Annotated in this window: 8 protein-coding genes; 3 read left to right on the top strand and 5 right to left on the bottom strand. The window is 75.0% G+C overall.

Annotation, left to right across the window (positions count from 1 at the left end):
- Positions 1–85: 85 nt before the first annotated feature.
- Complete coding sequence (locus DB32_RS01080) at positions 86–730, bottom strand: hypothetical protein (protein ID WP_157068571.1); 645 nt, start codon at positions 728–730, stop codon at positions 86–88.
- A 130-nt stretch (positions 731–860) separates the two neighbouring features.
- Between DB32_RS01080 and DB32_RS01085 the strand changes: the two genes are divergently transcribed.
- Positions 861–1,634: an SDR family oxidoreductase gene (locus DB32_RS01085; RefSeq protein ID WP_053230549.1), complete on the top strand. Its 774-nt coding sequence runs from the start codon at positions 861–863 to the stop codon at positions 1,632–1,634.
- A 4-nt stretch (positions 1,635–1,638) separates the two neighbouring features.
- Here the strand turns inward: DB32_RS01085 and DB32_RS01090 are convergent, their stop codons facing one another.
- The 4 genes from DB32_RS01090 to DB32_RS01105 all read right to left on the bottom strand — a co-directional run bounded on the left by DB32_RS01090 (position 1,639) and on the right by DB32_RS01105 (position 12,361).
- Complete coding sequence (locus DB32_RS01090; protein ID WP_053230550.1) at positions 1,639–4,122, bottom strand: hybrid sensor histidine kinase/response regulator; 2,484 nt, start codon at positions 4,120–4,122, stop codon at positions 1,639–1,641.
- Between the two features lie 66 nt (positions 4,123–4,188).
- On the bottom strand, positions 4,189–5,241 hold the full coding sequence (locus tag DB32_RS01095; RefSeq protein WP_053230551.1) for a hypothetical protein: 1,053 nt from the start codon (positions 5,239–5,241) through the stop codon (positions 4,189–4,191).
- Between the two features lie 202 nt (positions 5,242–5,443).
- On the bottom strand, positions 5,444–7,201 hold the full coding sequence (locus tag DB32_RS01100; RefSeq protein WP_169791285.1) for a M66 family metalloprotease: 1,758 nt from the start codon (positions 7,199–7,201) through the stop codon (positions 5,444–5,446).
- Between the two features lie 366 nt (positions 7,202–7,567).
- Complete coding sequence (locus tag DB32_RS01105; protein WP_169791286.1) at positions 7,568–12,361, bottom strand: sigma 54-interacting transcriptional regulator; 4,794 nt, start codon at positions 12,359–12,361, stop codon at positions 7,568–7,570.
- A gap of 20 nt (positions 12,362–12,381) precedes the next feature.
- On the opposite strand from DB32_RS01105, the gene DB32_RS46210 reads away from it, so the two are divergent.
- Together DB32_RS46210 and DB32_RS01115 are read left to right on the top strand one after the other, a co-directional pair.
- Positions 12,382–13,092: a hypothetical protein gene (locus DB32_RS46210; protein ID WP_053230554.1), complete on the top strand. Its 711-nt coding sequence runs from the start codon at positions 12,382–12,384 to the stop codon at positions 13,090–13,092.
- A gap of 44 nt (positions 13,093–13,136) precedes the next feature.
- Positions 13,137–14,405 (top strand): serpin family protein, encoded by a 1,269-nt coding sequence (locus tag DB32_RS01115; RefSeq protein ID WP_053230555.1) that lies wholly within the window; start codon positions 13,137–13,139, stop codon positions 14,403–14,405.
- The last annotated feature ends 1 nt before the right edge of the window (position 14,406 follow it).

Genomic DNA, 14,406 nt, shown 5'->3' on the forward strand with positions numbered 1-14,406 from the left:
GATGGTCGGCGCGGAGCACGCGCCGCTCCGACGGCGCGCCGTGCGCCCCGCTGGCACGAGGCGCACGGCGCGCTCGACGTTCTGTTCAGTCGGGCCCGGGCGCGCCCTCTTCGATCCACGCGCGCACGGTCGAGACCGCGGCCGCGGAGAGCGCACCGCCCGACGGCGGCATGAGCCCGCAGCCGCTGCCCACGAGCCGCAGGTAGAGCGCGGACTGCGCGGGCTCGCCCGCGACGACGCGGGCGTCGGCCGACGAGCACTCGCTGCTCGCGCGCGCGTCGCCCGTGAGCTCGCGGTGCAGCGCCGCGGGGTCGGTCGAGATGCGGAGGCCACCCGCTTCGTTCGAGGTGTGGCAGGGGCCGCAGCGACCGCCGTTCAGGATCGAGACGATCTCGGAGAACGCGACGTCGCCGGGATCGGGCGGAGGGCCTGCGTCCTCGCCGGGATCGGGCGGGCCCGCGTCGGGCTCGGGATCGACCGCCACGCCACCATCGGGCTCGAGATCGTCGATGCCCGCATCGACGTCGTCGATCGGCGGCGCGCCCGCGTCCCACTCCGCCGGCGGCGGTCGCGAGCCCGCGTCCCACGGCGCTCGCCCCGCATCCCCCGCGCCCGACGGCGGTGGCTGGCCCTCGCCGAGCGGTCCGCTGATCACGCCGACGCATCCCGTGAGCGCGAGCCCGAGCGCGCACGCGATCGCGAGATCGCTCCTCCTCTTGCCCGACATCATCGCGCGACCTCCCGCAGCGCGCGCGACGCGCGCCGACGTCCGACACCGCGCATCGCAACAGCAAGGGACGCGCCGCGCGAGCGCGTGGAGACCGCAGACCTCGGCGCCGATCCGCGCTACCTCTCGCGCCATGGATCTGCAGCTCACGGGCAAGATCGCGATCGTCACCGGCGCGAGCCGCGGCATCGGCCGCGCGATCGCGCAGACCCTCGCGCACGAGGGCGCGAAGCTCGTGCTCGTCGCGCGCTCGCAGGAGCTCCTCGACGCGGTCGCGCGCGAGCTCGGGACGGAGAGCCTCGCGCTCGCCATCGATCTGCGCGCGCCCGATGCACCGCAGCGCGTGGTCGATGCGACGCACGCGCGGTTCGGCGCGATCGACGTCGTCGTGAACAACGCGGGCGCGACGAAGCGCGGCGACTTCCTCGCGCTGACCGACGACGAGTGGGCGGACGGCTTCGCGCTCAAGCTCTTCGGCGCGATGCGCCTGTGCCGCGCCGCGTGGCCGCACCTCGAGGCGAGCCGCGGCGCGATCGTCAACGTGATCGGCATCGGCGGGCGCACCGGCACCGCGGAGTTCGCGATCGGCGGTGCCGTCAACGCGGCGCTCTCGAACCTCACGAAGGTGCTCGCGGATCGCGGCGCGACGCGCGGCGTGCGCGTGAACGCGATCAACCCCGGCGCGATCGCGACCGAGCGCCTCCGCACGCGCATCCGCACCGCCGCGGCGCACGACGGAGTCTCGGAGGACGAGGCCGCGCGGCGTATGGTCGCCGCGATGGGGATCCCGCGGTTCGGCGAGCCCGAGGACATCGCGCGCGCCGTCGCGTTCCTCGCATCGCCGAGCGCGAGCTACCTGCAGGGCGCGATCGTCGACGTCGACGGAGGCGCGACGAAGACGCTCTGAGCGCTCACGAGCGCGGGCGCGCCGCGGCGCGCAGCGCGGACTCGAGCTGCGCGGGGAGGTACGGCTTCTCGAGCACCACGGCGCGTGCGAGCTCGGTGTCGTCCGCGGAGCGCGCGCTCTCGCCGTAGCCCGATGCGAGCACCACGCCCATGTGCGCGTCGTCGCGCATCGCGCCGCGCGCGAGCTCGACCCCCGACACGTCGGGCAGCCCGACGTCGGTGAAGAGCACGTCGAAGCGCGCGCGCTGCAGCGCCTCGCGTGCTTGCGCGCCGCTGGCCGCGATCTGCACGTCGTGCCCGAGCGCGGAGAGCATCTCGCCCGCGAGCTCGCGCGAGTCGTCGTCGTCCTCGACGATCAGCACGCGCATCGAGCTCACCGCCGCGTCGCACGATCGCGCGCGCGCATCGAGCACCTCGCGCACCCGGCGCGCGAGCTCGTCGCGCGAGTACGGCTTGCGGAGGAGGCGCGCGCGGCGTCCGAGCAGCGCTTCGTGCGCGACCGCGTCCTCGCTGTAGCCGGACGTGAAGAGCACCGCGAGCTCGGGCCGTGCCGCCTCGGCGCGCGCCGCGATCTCGTGGCTGCGCAGCGCGCCGGGCACCACCACGTCGACGAAGAGCAGGTCGATCGCCGCGCCGCTCTCGAGGATGGCCATCGCGCTCGCGCCGCTGTCGGCCTCGATCACGCGATATCCGAGATCGCGCAGCAGATCGACCACGGTCGCGCGCACCGCGACGTCGTCCTCGAGCACGAGGATCGTCTCCGATCCTCCGCGGGCGCCCGCCGCGGTCGCCTCGGTGTCCGCGTCGGCGACCCGATGGGTGCGCGGCAGGTAGACCTCGATCGTCGTGCCGCGGCCGGGCTCGCTCGTGATCGCGACGTGCCCGCCGGTCTGACGCACGAACCCGTAGACCATGCTCAGCCCGAGCCCGGTGCCGCGGCCCTCGCCCTTCGTCGTGAAGAACGGCTCGAACGCGCGCTCGATGACCTCGCGCGTCATGCCGCACCCGGTGTCCGACACCGAGAGCAGCACGTGATCGCCCGCCGTCGCCTCGGGGTGTCTCGCCGCGCGCTCCGCGTCGAGCGTGACGTTGCGCGCCGCGATCACGAGACGGCCCGCGCCGTTCATCGCGTCCCGCGCGTTGATCGCGAGGTTGAGCAGCACGTTGTCGAGCTGGTTGCGATCGACGAACGTCCTCCAGAGACCCGGCTCGACGTCGCGCGCGATCTCGATCTGCTCGCCGACGGCGCGGCGCAGCAGGGGCTCGACGTCGCGCGTGAGGCGATCGAGCTCGACGACCTCGGGATCGAGCTCCTGGCGCCGCGCGAACGCGAGGAGCTGCGACGAGAGCTTCGCGCCGCGCTCCACCGCGCTGGTCGCCTCGCGCAGCCGGCGCGTCGCCTGCGGGTCGCCCGCGACGTCGGGCGCGATCAGCGCGAGGTTGCCGGCGATCACCTGCAACAGGTTGTTGAAGTCGTGGGCCACGCCGCCGGTGAGGCTGCCCACCGCCTCCATCTTCTGCGCATGGCGCAGCGCGGACTCGCTCTGCTCGAGCGCGCGCGTTCGCTCCGCGACGAGGTCCTCGAGGTGGTCGCGGTAGCGCGCGACCTCGTCCCGCGCGCGGCGCTCCTCGGTGACGTCGTGGCCCTGCACGAAGAGCCCGGAGGTCGTTCCGTCGGCCTCGATGACCGGCTGGTACACGAAGTCGAGGTAGCGCGTCTCGACGTGGCCTCCGCGCTCGAGCGCGACGGGGATGGCGCGGCCGACGAAGGGCTCGCCGCTCTTCCGCACGCGATCGAGGAGCTCGATGAAGCCCTGCTCCGCGACCTCGGGCAGCGCTTCGCGCACCGGTCTCCCGATCACGTCGCGCGCGCCGACGAGCTCGAGGTACGCCTGGTTCGCGAGCTCGAACACGTGGTCGGGACCGCCGAGCACGCACATGAAGCCGGGCGCCTGGCGGAAGAGCTGCTGCATGCGGCGCCGCTCGGCCTCGAGCGCCGAGTTCGTGTCCTGCACCGCGCTCGCGCGCGCGAGCACGTCCGCCTCGAGCTGGTGCTGCCGCTCGCCGGTCGCGTCTCTCGCGGCGGCGCGCAGGCGCTCGAGCTCGGTCACGTCGCTCGTGTGCTGCAGCACGTAGGCGACCTCGCCGCGCTCGTCGAGGATCGGCGTGTGGGTGGCGCTCCAGAAGCGCTCTGCGACGACGACGCCGTTCGGCGTCTCGCGCGGCACGCGATAGCGGATGAGCGCGAGGTGATCGCGGCGCTTGGATCGCAGCGTGCGCTCGAGCGACGCGCGCAGGAGGCGCGCGTTGTCGTTGTCGGGATCCTCGGGGTCGTGCGGGAACACCTCGAAGATCACGCGCCCGATCAGATCCTCGAGGCGGCTCGCGGTCACTCGGAGGTACGCCTCGTTCGCTGCCACGAAGCGGAGCTCGCGGTCGAGCACCATGTACGCGTTGGGCGAGGCGTCGAAGATCGAGTGCAGCTGCATGTGGGGGGCGCCCCACCGGCGGCGTGGCGGGTGTGGGTATAGGGCGGGCTCGTCAGAACGGCACCCCTACGGCGGCCAGCACGGGATCCGCGCGCCCGAGCCCACCGCTCCGCGTGCCCGCATCGCGAGCGCCATCGCGACCGTGAGCGCGTCGCGGGGCGCGAAGACGATGGGGATTCCGGCGTCGAAACCGAGCTCCGCGGTGTGATCGGGTGAGAGGACGCCGTCGCTCGCCAGCAGCGCGAGCAGGAGCGGGCTCTGCGGGCCTCGCAACTGGGCGCGCGCGTCGCGCGCGACCGAGGCGATCGGATCGTCGGCGCCCGCCAGGAAGCACAGGACCGCGTCCACGTGGAACCACCGCAGCAGCGACTCGGCGCTCGCGGGCGAGGTCGCGAGCAGCGTGGTCGCGCCGGCGTGCTCGAGCATGTCGTGCAGCTGCGCGATCGTCGCGAGGCTGGTCGCCGCGACGAGCACCACGCGTCGCGCGAGCGGCTTCGCGTCGAGATCGCGGCGCTGCGCGTCGAGCACCGCCTCGAGCACTGTGCGCGCGACGCCCGCCCAGTGTCGCCGCTCCGCATCGAGAAGCTCGGCCTCGCCGGGCGCGATCTCGCGCTCCGCGAGCACGCGCAGCTCGAGCATCGACGCGATCTGGGTCGCGAGGACCAGCAGACCGCCGTAGAGCGCGCCTGCCCCGTCGGTCGCCGGCGGCGCGCGCATCGCGGTCCGCACCTCGTCGCGCGAGACCTCGACGCGCCTGCGCTCGGCGCGGAGCACCTGCGCGATCGACGGACGCTCGTCGGCGGACGACTGCGCCGCGCGGAGCGCCTCGACGCGCGCACGGAGCACGACGTCGAGCGGTGCCGCGTGGACCGAGCTCGGCCGATCCATCAGCGCGCGAGCTTGCAGCGCCTCGCGGCCCTCGGCGCGGCAGAGCAGCGTGTCGGCGCGCGCGAGCCAGTCGGTGAGCGTGATCTCGTCGATGCGCACGTCGTCGCCGCCCCCCGTGCTCGACCGAATAGCGCCCGCTCCGGTGATCACAACGACGCGCCTCGCGCGGATCGCACGCGCGTGACGTGACGAAGCGCCGCGCGTCCCGACGTCGTGGTCGCGCGCGTCCATCGTCGAGAGCGAACGTCTCCGGCGAGAGAGCGCGTGCCGCGGGCGCGGCGCCTGGCGCTGCGGCGCGTCTCCTCGGACGCCGACGCCGCGCCGTGGCCCTCCGGAGGGAGATCATCGATGTCGTCGTCCTCGGCGCGCGAGCCGCGGACGGGCGCTCCCCGACGTCGCGACGACGATCGGGGAGCGGACGGCGACGTCGTCGTCAGCGAACGTCGAGGGCGCCGAGCCCGGGCAGCGTGACGCGCGTCGCGGCCGCGCTCGGCAGCGGCACGTAGACGATGCCGCCGTCGACGTGATCGACCTGCGCGAACACCGCGTCGACGCTCTCGCTCGCGCCGCTCGCGTCGCTCCACGTCGCGCGCAGCGCATCGCCCTGCGGCGACAGCTGCAGCTCCACCTCGCTGCCCCACGAGAGGCTGCCGTCGACGTCGACGACGATCGTCGCGTAGGTCTGCGGCTGCCCCGCGACGATCGCGCGCGTGCCGCGCACCGCGCGGATGCGATCGAAGATCTGACCGTAGTTGTAGTCGCTGATCCACGTGGGATCGCAGTAGCCGAGGATGTCCGCGTGCTGCGCGGGATCCTTCAGCTGACCGCTGAGGATGTCGTAGCCCCAGCTGCCGATGCTGCCGCCCGCGTAGGGGAACGACGGATCCGGCCCCGCGACGCCGCCGCACGGCGCGTGCGGTCGACCGAGGGTGTGCCCGACCTCGTGCACGAACGTGCCCTGGGTGCCCGAGTACCCGAGGCCGATGCTGACGCGCGCGCGATCGTCCTGCGGCCCCGGCACGAAGCCGAGCCCCGCGACGCAGCCGCGCCCGCAGAAGTCGCCGAACGATCCCGACGGCGAGAACAGGCAGTAGTAGTAGGTGTCGGACGGCGCGCCGTCGGCCGCGCGCTGGTTGCCGCACTCGTTGAGCAGCGCGGACCACCCGCTGCCGTCCGCGCCGATCGTGTTGGGCCAGTCGAGCGCGCGCGCGCGCACCGTCACGTCGACGCCTTCCACCGGGAAGAGCCGCATGACCTCGTCCGCGAAGCGCTGCACGTTGGTCGCGCTGGTGTCGGGCAGGCGCCCCGAGCCGTCGGCGGTGTAGCGCACCGGCACGAGCACGATGCGGAACGTGCCGCCCATCGAGCGCGCGGGCAGGAGCGCGGTGCCGGCCGCCGGGAAGCGCGCGGGCGCGACGTCGGGCGAGCCGCCGCCGCAGCGCGCGGCGGGGTCGTAGACGCCGACCGAGATCGGCACGTCGGGCGTGAGCGCGGCGGGCGGGATCGAGAGGTTGAACGTCGACTCGAGCGAGTCGTCGCGCGAGAAGTCGACGAGCCTCGCGCGCGCCTCGATCGGCGGTGCGTCACCGAGCTGCACGCGCGCGACGAGCTCGCGCGGGACGTAGCCCGAGCGCGGCGCGATGAAGACGCGCAGCAGGCCACCGCGGTTCGCGACGATGGGCGCGTTCGGCGTGACCGCCTGGCCGTCGCGCGCGATCGTCACCTTCACGCCCTGGTACAGCGCGATCTCGCGCAGCGCGACGTCGCCCACCGGCGCGTCCTCCACGGACGGGAGGAACGCGTCGTAGTCGCAGCGCGTCGCTTCGATCGTGCCGCCGCGCTGGCGTCCTCCGACGACCGCGATCCAGTCGCCGGTCGCGCCGGCGTCGCCGGAGCTGACGTTGACGCTCAGGGTGCTGGGCGCGCACGCGCCGTCGGCGCAGAGCGTCGCGCTCGCCTGGAAGCTCGGCGTGCCCGGCAGCGCGATGCGCACGAAGCGCGCGGGATCGTCGGTGGTGAACGCGGCCGCGTGCGCGCTGCAGTCGGGCGGCTGCGACGAGAGCACGAGGTACTCGCGCGTCGCGCCGCTCTCGCAGCGCGTGCCCACGGTCGCGAACGGATAGATCGCGCCGGGCGGGGCCCACGCGTCGGGCGTCTCGTTCCAGACGCCGCCGTCGGTCCCGGGCGGCACGTCCGGAGGTCCGTCGCCGGGCGAGATGGAGGGGTCGCCTCCGATGATTCCGACGCAGCCCGTGAGGGCGAGGGCGACGAGCGCGGCGCGAGCCGCGTGCAGCGCGATCGAGTGCGGCACGTTCCTCCGGTGCGATCGCGCGGAGGGCGATCGATCTCGGGGTGGCGAAGGGTGGAGGCTGGAGGACTGCGGGGACCGCGTCGCGGCTCGGCGTAGCCCGTGGAGACGCGAGTCACCACTGCCCGATCGAGCATGCGAAGAGGTGCGGCGCGGTCGCATCGCCCTCCGTTCAGCAACCTGCGTACCGCGCGTGATCGCGAGGAAAACAGCGCGTTTCGCGTGGTGCGCGGAGCGCTCCGCGCTCCATCAACGCAGGGGTCGCGGCCCCGGCTCGATGCCCCAGCGCTTCAGCTTCCGGTAGAGCGTGGTGCGCGGGATGCCGAGCGTGCGGCAGACCTCGGACACGTTGAAGCCGCTCGCCTCGAGCGCCGACGCGACGCGCGCGGCTTCGCGATCGTCGACGTCGCGGCGCGAGACGCGTCGCGACGAGGGCGCGGTCGTGCGACCTCCGTCGAGCGCGAGATCGCGCGCGTCGATGCGCGGACCCTCGCTCTGCACCATCGCGCTCGCGAGCACGTTCTCGAGCTCGCGCACGTTGCCGGGCCACGCGTGACGAGACAGCGCGCGCAGCGCCGCGGGCGTCGGGCGCGGCGCGGGCTCACGCCGGGTCTCGCGCGCGAGCCGCGCGATCACGTGCGCCGCGAGCAGCGGGAGATCTTCGAGCCGCTCGCGCAGCGGAGGCACCGCGACCTCGACCACCGCGAGCCGATAGAAGAGGTCCTCGCGGAAGCGCTGCGCCGCGACGTCGGCGCGCAGATCGCGATGCGTCGCGGCGATCACGCGCGCGGAGAACGCGACGCTGCGCGACGCGCCGAGCGGTCGCACCTCGCGCTCCTGCAGCGCGCGCAGCAGCTTCGCCTGGAGCGCGAGCGGGAGCTCGCCGATCTCGTCGAGGAAGAGCGTGCCGCCGCTGGCGCGCACGAAGAGCCCGACGCGATCGCGATCCGCGCCGGTGAACGCGCCGCGCGCGTGCCCGAAGAGCTCGCTCTCGAGCAGCGTCGCGGGGAGCGCGGCGCAGTTGATCGAGATCATCGGACCCTCGGGCGTCGGCCCGAAGCGGTGCAGCGCGCGCGCGACGAGCTCCTTGCCGGTGCCGCTCTCGCCGGTGATCAACACCGGCAGCCCCGCGGGCGCGACGCGATCGACGCGCGCGAGCAGCGCGCGGATCGCCTCGCTGCGCCCGATGAGCCCGAGCTCCTCGTAGCGCGCGTCGGGACCGGCGCCCCGCATCGTGCGGATCGTGTCCTCGAGGCGCTCGATCTCGCGGCCCTTCTCGTCGAGCGAGCTCGCGATGCGGCGCCGCTCGCGCTCGAGCTCGCGCGTGCGCGCGGCGAGCTCCTCGTGCAGCCGCGCGTTCTCGAGCGCGATGGCGACCTGATCGGCGAACGCGACCAGGATCCCGACGCCGCCCTCGGCGAAGCTCCCGCGCGCGAAGCGATGATCGAGATACAGCGCGCCGAGCGCGCCACCACGTCCGCGGATCGGCACCGCGAGCACCGAGCGCAGGCCGAGCGCGCGCACCGAGCGCTGCTCCGCGAAGCGCGCGTCCTCGGTCGCCTCCGCGCTCAGGATCGGCTCACCGCTCGCGATCACGCGCTCCGCGATCGATCGGCTCCACTCGAGCCACGCGCGATCGACGCGGCGACGATCGACGTGGCGCGCCGCCGCGACCCGGAGCTCTCCACCCTCGCGGTCCGCGAGCAGCACGAACCCGCGCTCGCCGCCGGTGAGCTCGATCGCGGCGTCCATCGCGACCTCGAGCACGTCGGTCGCGCGCAGGCTCGACGTGAGCCGCGCGTTGACCGCGAGGAGGCGCTCGAGCCATCGCTCGCGCGCGCTCGCGGCCGTCACGGCTCGCTCGATCGCGCCGAGCTCGCGTCGCTTCGGCGCGGCCCAGAACGCGGCGCGCTCGGAGGCGGGCAGCGTGAGCGCGGCGCGCTCCCAGATCGCGCGGGCTCGCTCCCGGAACGGGCGCGCGGTCGCGGGCGCGCCGGCGCCTTCCGCGGCCCGTGCGGCGAGCGCGGCGAGCTCGGCCTCGACGTCGCGCGCGCCGCTCGCGCCGAGCGCCGCGAGCCCTTCTTCCGCGGCGCCGAGCGCACGCTCGGGGCGCTCTCGCGCGAGCTCGATCCGCGCTGCGGTCGCGCACGACTTCGCGACGAGATCGCGCGCGTCCGCGGCGCTCTGGCGTGCGCGCTCGACGTGCGACGTCGCCTCGTCGAGCGCGCCGCGCGCGAGCGCGATCTCCGCCTCCAGGATCGCGAGCTCCGCGCGCTCGCGCGTCGCGCCGACACGGTCGGCGATCGCGATCGCCTCGCCCGCGAGGCGCGCCGCTTCGTCGAGATCGCCGCGTCCGAGGGCGAGCGTGCCGCGCAGCTCGAGGCAGCACGCGACCATCGCGTCGAGCCCTCCGCTCCGCGCCGCATCGAGCGCGGCGGACGCCTCGATCTCGGCGCGCGCGCTCGCGCCGGCGTCCGCGAGGAGCTGCGCGCGATCGAAGAGCGCGACCGCGTGGGTGCGCACCCGCCCGAGCGCGTGCGCGAGCCGCAGCGCCCGCTCGTACGCCTCGCGCGCCCCGCCGAGCTCACCTCGCTGGTGCTCGGTCGTGCCGAGGTTGAGCGCCGCGCTCGCGAGCTGATCGTCGAGCGCGTGCTCCTCGGCGATGGCGAGCGCCTCGCGGTACCTGGCCGCCGCGGCCTCGAGCTCACCGGCGCGGTATGCGTGGATCGCGCGGTAGCTCGCGACGCGCACCCGCGCCCGCGGATCGTCGTGCCGGCGCATCGGCTCGGCCTCGGCGAGCGCGCGCTCCGCGACGACACGATCCCCGAGATAACCCGCGGCGACCCCGACGTCCTCGAGCAGCTCGGCGCGCGTCGTGTCGTCGAGCGCATCGAGGCGCAGCGCGTCCTCCGCGATCCGCCGCGCCTCGTCGTAGCGGCCGACCTGGATCGACGCGCGCGCGACGAGGTCGGCATGCCGCCCGTCACGGCCGGCCGCGCGCGCCAGCACGCGCAGCGCCCGCGCGCCGTCACCGCGTCGCAGATACGCCGACGCGGCGGCCTCGCGCGCCTTCGCGCGCATCGCGGCGTCGGGCCGCGTCCGCAGCGCGCGCGCGATCGTGCCGAGCGCGAGATCGGGCCGCCCGGTGCGCTCCTCGATGCGCGCCAAGACGAGCAGCACGTCGGCGCGCCCGCTCGCGCGCGCGACGATCGCCGCGCGCTCGCGATCCCACGGCGCGTCGGGATGCCCGAGCAAGAGCGCGCTCGCCTCCTCGAGCTCGCCCGCCTCCGCGAGCCTGCGCGCTCGCTCGACGATCGCGCGTTGCGGTGACGGATCGCGCGCCGCCGTCGCCGCGAGCGCGAGGAACGCGGCGCGCCGCTCGGCCGGGCGCGCCGATGCGAGCACGTCCTCCGCCGGCACGACGAGCCGCGTCGACGCGCGCTCCCGACGCGCCCATCCGCGCGCCACCAGCGCCGCGATGCGCGCCGCGTCGAGCCCGAGCGCATCGGCCTCGCCGTCGTCGAGCAGACCGCCCGCGGCCGCGATCGACATCGCGCTCGCGCGCTCGGCCGTGCTCGCGTCGAGGGGCACCCCGCTCCGCGCGATCCGGCGCGCGCTCTCCGCGATCGCCGCGCGATCCACGTGCGCGCCGCGCAGCGCGTCGAGGATCGCGACGATGCGCCCGGGCAGGCCGTCGCTGGCGCGCGTGAGCGCGTCGATCGCGTCGGGCTCGAGCCGCGATCCCAACCACGACCCGACCTCGCGCGCACCGAGCGGCGCGAGCGCGAGACCGTCACCCTCGCTGGTCGCGATCGCGATCGCGAGCGGCCCGCGCGGATCGAGGGCACGCGTGATCGCGTCGAGCAACGAGCGCGCATCGGCGGCGAGCCGATCGGCGTCGTCGATCACGATCACGCACGCGCGGCCCCGGCCGCTCGCGCGATCGATCGCAGCGAGCGCGTCGGCCACGCCGCGCACCGCGCCTTCACGACCCGCCGCGCGCGCGATCGCGTCTCCGAGCGCGCCGGCGATCGGCTCGACGATCTCGGCGCGCAGGCCGCAGCGCCACCGGAAGCGCGACAGGAGCGCGGTGCGCCCGCTCCCGCTCGGCCCGACGATGCGCACCACCCGCGCGCCGGCCGCGCCTTCGCTCACCCGCGCCACCAGCGCGTCGAGCGTGTCGAGCTCCGCGTCGCGCCCGACGAGCGCGGACGGCCACGTGTCCACCGCGTGGGCGCGCGCCCCGAGCTTCGCGAGCGCTTCCGCCGCATCCGGTCGTCGCGCGGGATCGTCGTGAGCGAGCGCGTCGATCACCGCGCGCGCGGCGTAAGGCACCGGGTCGGCGAGCGCGGGCAGCAGCGCGCGCACCGCGCTCGCGAGCGCGTAGAGATCGCCGCGTCCGTCGACGTCGCGTGCGCCGCGCACCAGCTCGGGCGCGACGAGCCCCGGCGTCGCGCCGCGCAGCGCGCTCCCGAGCGCGCCCGCGAGCCCGAGGTCGACCCACACCGCGCGTCCGTCCGCTGCGACGAGCACGTTCTCGGCGCGCGCGTCGCCATGCCGCAGCCCTGCGCCGTGCAGCGCCGCGAGCCCCTCGAGCGCCGACACGATCGCGCGCTCCATCGACGCCCACCGCGCTCCGACCGCGAAGCGCGCGAGCGACACGCCCTCGATCAGCTCGCTCGCGATCCACGCGATCTCGCGATCGCCGACCCGCGTGCGCCCGACATCGGCGATCCTCGCGAGCGATGGGTGCACGAGCCGCGTCGCGACCTCGAGCTCCGCGACGACCGCGTCGAGCGCGTGCGCCGCCACGATCTTGAGCGCGACCTCGCGGCCGCGCGCGAGATCGAGCGCGCGCACCACGCGCCCCTGCCCGCCCTGGCCGAGCGGCGCGACGACGCGGAACCGAGACGCGATCACGACCCCCGGCGAGACCACGGACGCGAGTGTACCAACATGTTCCACTGGCACGGACGAAGGCACGAATGGAACAACATGGAACAGTCGGATCGCGCGTTTTCCGCGGGAATCCGCTCGGCACACACGCTGCTCAGGATCGCCGCGTGACCGCGCTCCTCCGCGCCCTCGGGCTCGTCGCGCTGCTGGCGCTCGCCGGCTGCGTCGGCACCCCGCAGCCCGACCCGCCGAACCTCGCGCCCGAGCGCCTCCGGGTGATGGGCGGCGAGCGCGGCGGCTCGTTCCTGCTGATCGGCGATCCCGGCGCGGCAATCGCGAGCGCGCCCGCCGAGGTGCTCGTCGCGAACCTCGACGCCCCGGCGATGCCGGTGCGCATCGCGCCGGTCGCGGCGGACGGCAGCTTCTCGATCGAGCTCACGACGCTCGCGATCGACGAGCTGCGCATCTGGGTGCGCGGCGCCGACGGCGAGCGCTCCGCGCCGGTCGACGTGCTCGCCGATCCGCTCGGCCTCGCGCCCGCCGTCCGTGCGCTGCTCTGCCTGCGCGTCGAGCCTCACGATCTCGTGGTGCTCGGCACCGGCGCGGGCAGCGGAGCGCGCGAGGTGATCACGCTCGTCAACGAGTGCGACGAGGACGTGACCGTCGAGTCCGTGGCCCTCCGCGCGCCGGTCTCCGGCGTCGAGATCGAGGCCGCGCCGACGAGCGTCGCCGCCGGTGCGAGCGCGGCGATCGAGCTGCGCTTCCTGCCCGACGAGAGCGCGCCCGCGGGCCTCGTCGAGGACGTCCTGCTCGTCACCGTGGCGGGCGACACCGAGCGCGATCGTCGCGCGGTGATCGTGGCCGCCGAGGTCCGGTGACGCGCGCTCGCGCTTGCTTCGAGTCGATCGAAAGGAGACCGCCGATGCCTTCGTCCCACCGTCCGATCACGATCCTCGCGCTCGCCGCCGCGCTCGGTGGCTGCAGCGCCGATCCCGCCCCGAGCGCTCCGCCGCCGGGAGACGTCGCGCGCTCGTCGCTCGCGCGCGAGAGCACACCGATCGTCTCCGCCGAGGAGGCGGCGTCGCTGCGCGAAGGCGCCACCGACTTCGCGCTCGACCTGCACCGTCGCGTCGCGGGCGCGGGCAACTCGGTGATCTCGCCGCACTCGATCCAGGTCGCGTTCGGCATGCTGCGCCCCGGCGCGGTCGGCGAGACCGCCTCGCAGATCGACGCGGTCATGGGCTGGGCGAATCCGGGCGAGCCCACCTACCGCGCGATGAACGCGCTCGATCTCGAGCTCGCGTCGCGGCCGCGCGACGGCGTGCGCCTCGCGATCGCGAACCAGTCGTTCGGACAGATCGGCTTCCCGTTCGAGGCCCCGTACCTCGACGCGATCGCCACGCACTTCGGCGCGGGCGTGTCGCTGCTCGACTTCGCGGGCGACACCGAGGGCAGCCGCGTCGTGATCAACGGCTGGGTCGACGAGCGCACCGACGGCAACATCCCCGAGCTGATCCCCGTCGGCGTGATCGACGGCACCACGCGGCTCGTGCTGGTCAACGCGGTGCACTTCGACGCGGCGTGGGACACCGAGTTCGATCCCGACGACACGCGCGACGGAGCGTTCCATCGCGAGAGCGGCGGTGACGTGACCGTGCCGCTGATGCACCTCGCGCTCGACGCGCCGCACGCGGCGGGCGAGGGCTGGGCCGCGGCCGAGCTCGCCTACGCGGGCGACGAGCTCGCGATGCTCGTCGTGGTGCCGACGAGCGGCACGCTCGATGCGCTCGAGGGCGCGCTCGACGCGACCGGGCTCGACGCGATCGTCGCGTCGCTCGCGACCGAGACCATCGACGTCACGATGCCGCGCTTCGCGTTCGGCAGCGACGTCGATCTCGTCGACCCGCTGCGCGAAGCGGGCATGCCCAACGTGTTCGACAGCGGGCTCGCCGAGCTCGACGGCATCGCGCCCGGCCGCGGCCTCTACGTCTCGGCCGCGCTGCACTCCGCGACGATCGACGTCAGCGAGGCGGGCACCGAGGCGTCCGCCGCGACCGCGGTCGTCGTCGGCGAGCGCGCCACGCCGCCGCGCCCGCGCGTCTCGCTCGATCGCCCGTTCCTCTTCTTCATCCGCGATCGCGCGACCGGCGCGCTGCTCTTCGTCGGGCGCGTCGCCGATCCCAGCGCGTGAG

It is taken from the genome of Sandaracinus amylolyticus (assembly GCF_000737325.1).
Taxonomy (GTDB): Bacteria; Myxococcota_A; Polyangia; order Polyangiales; family Sandaracinaceae; genus Sandaracinus; species Sandaracinus amylolyticus.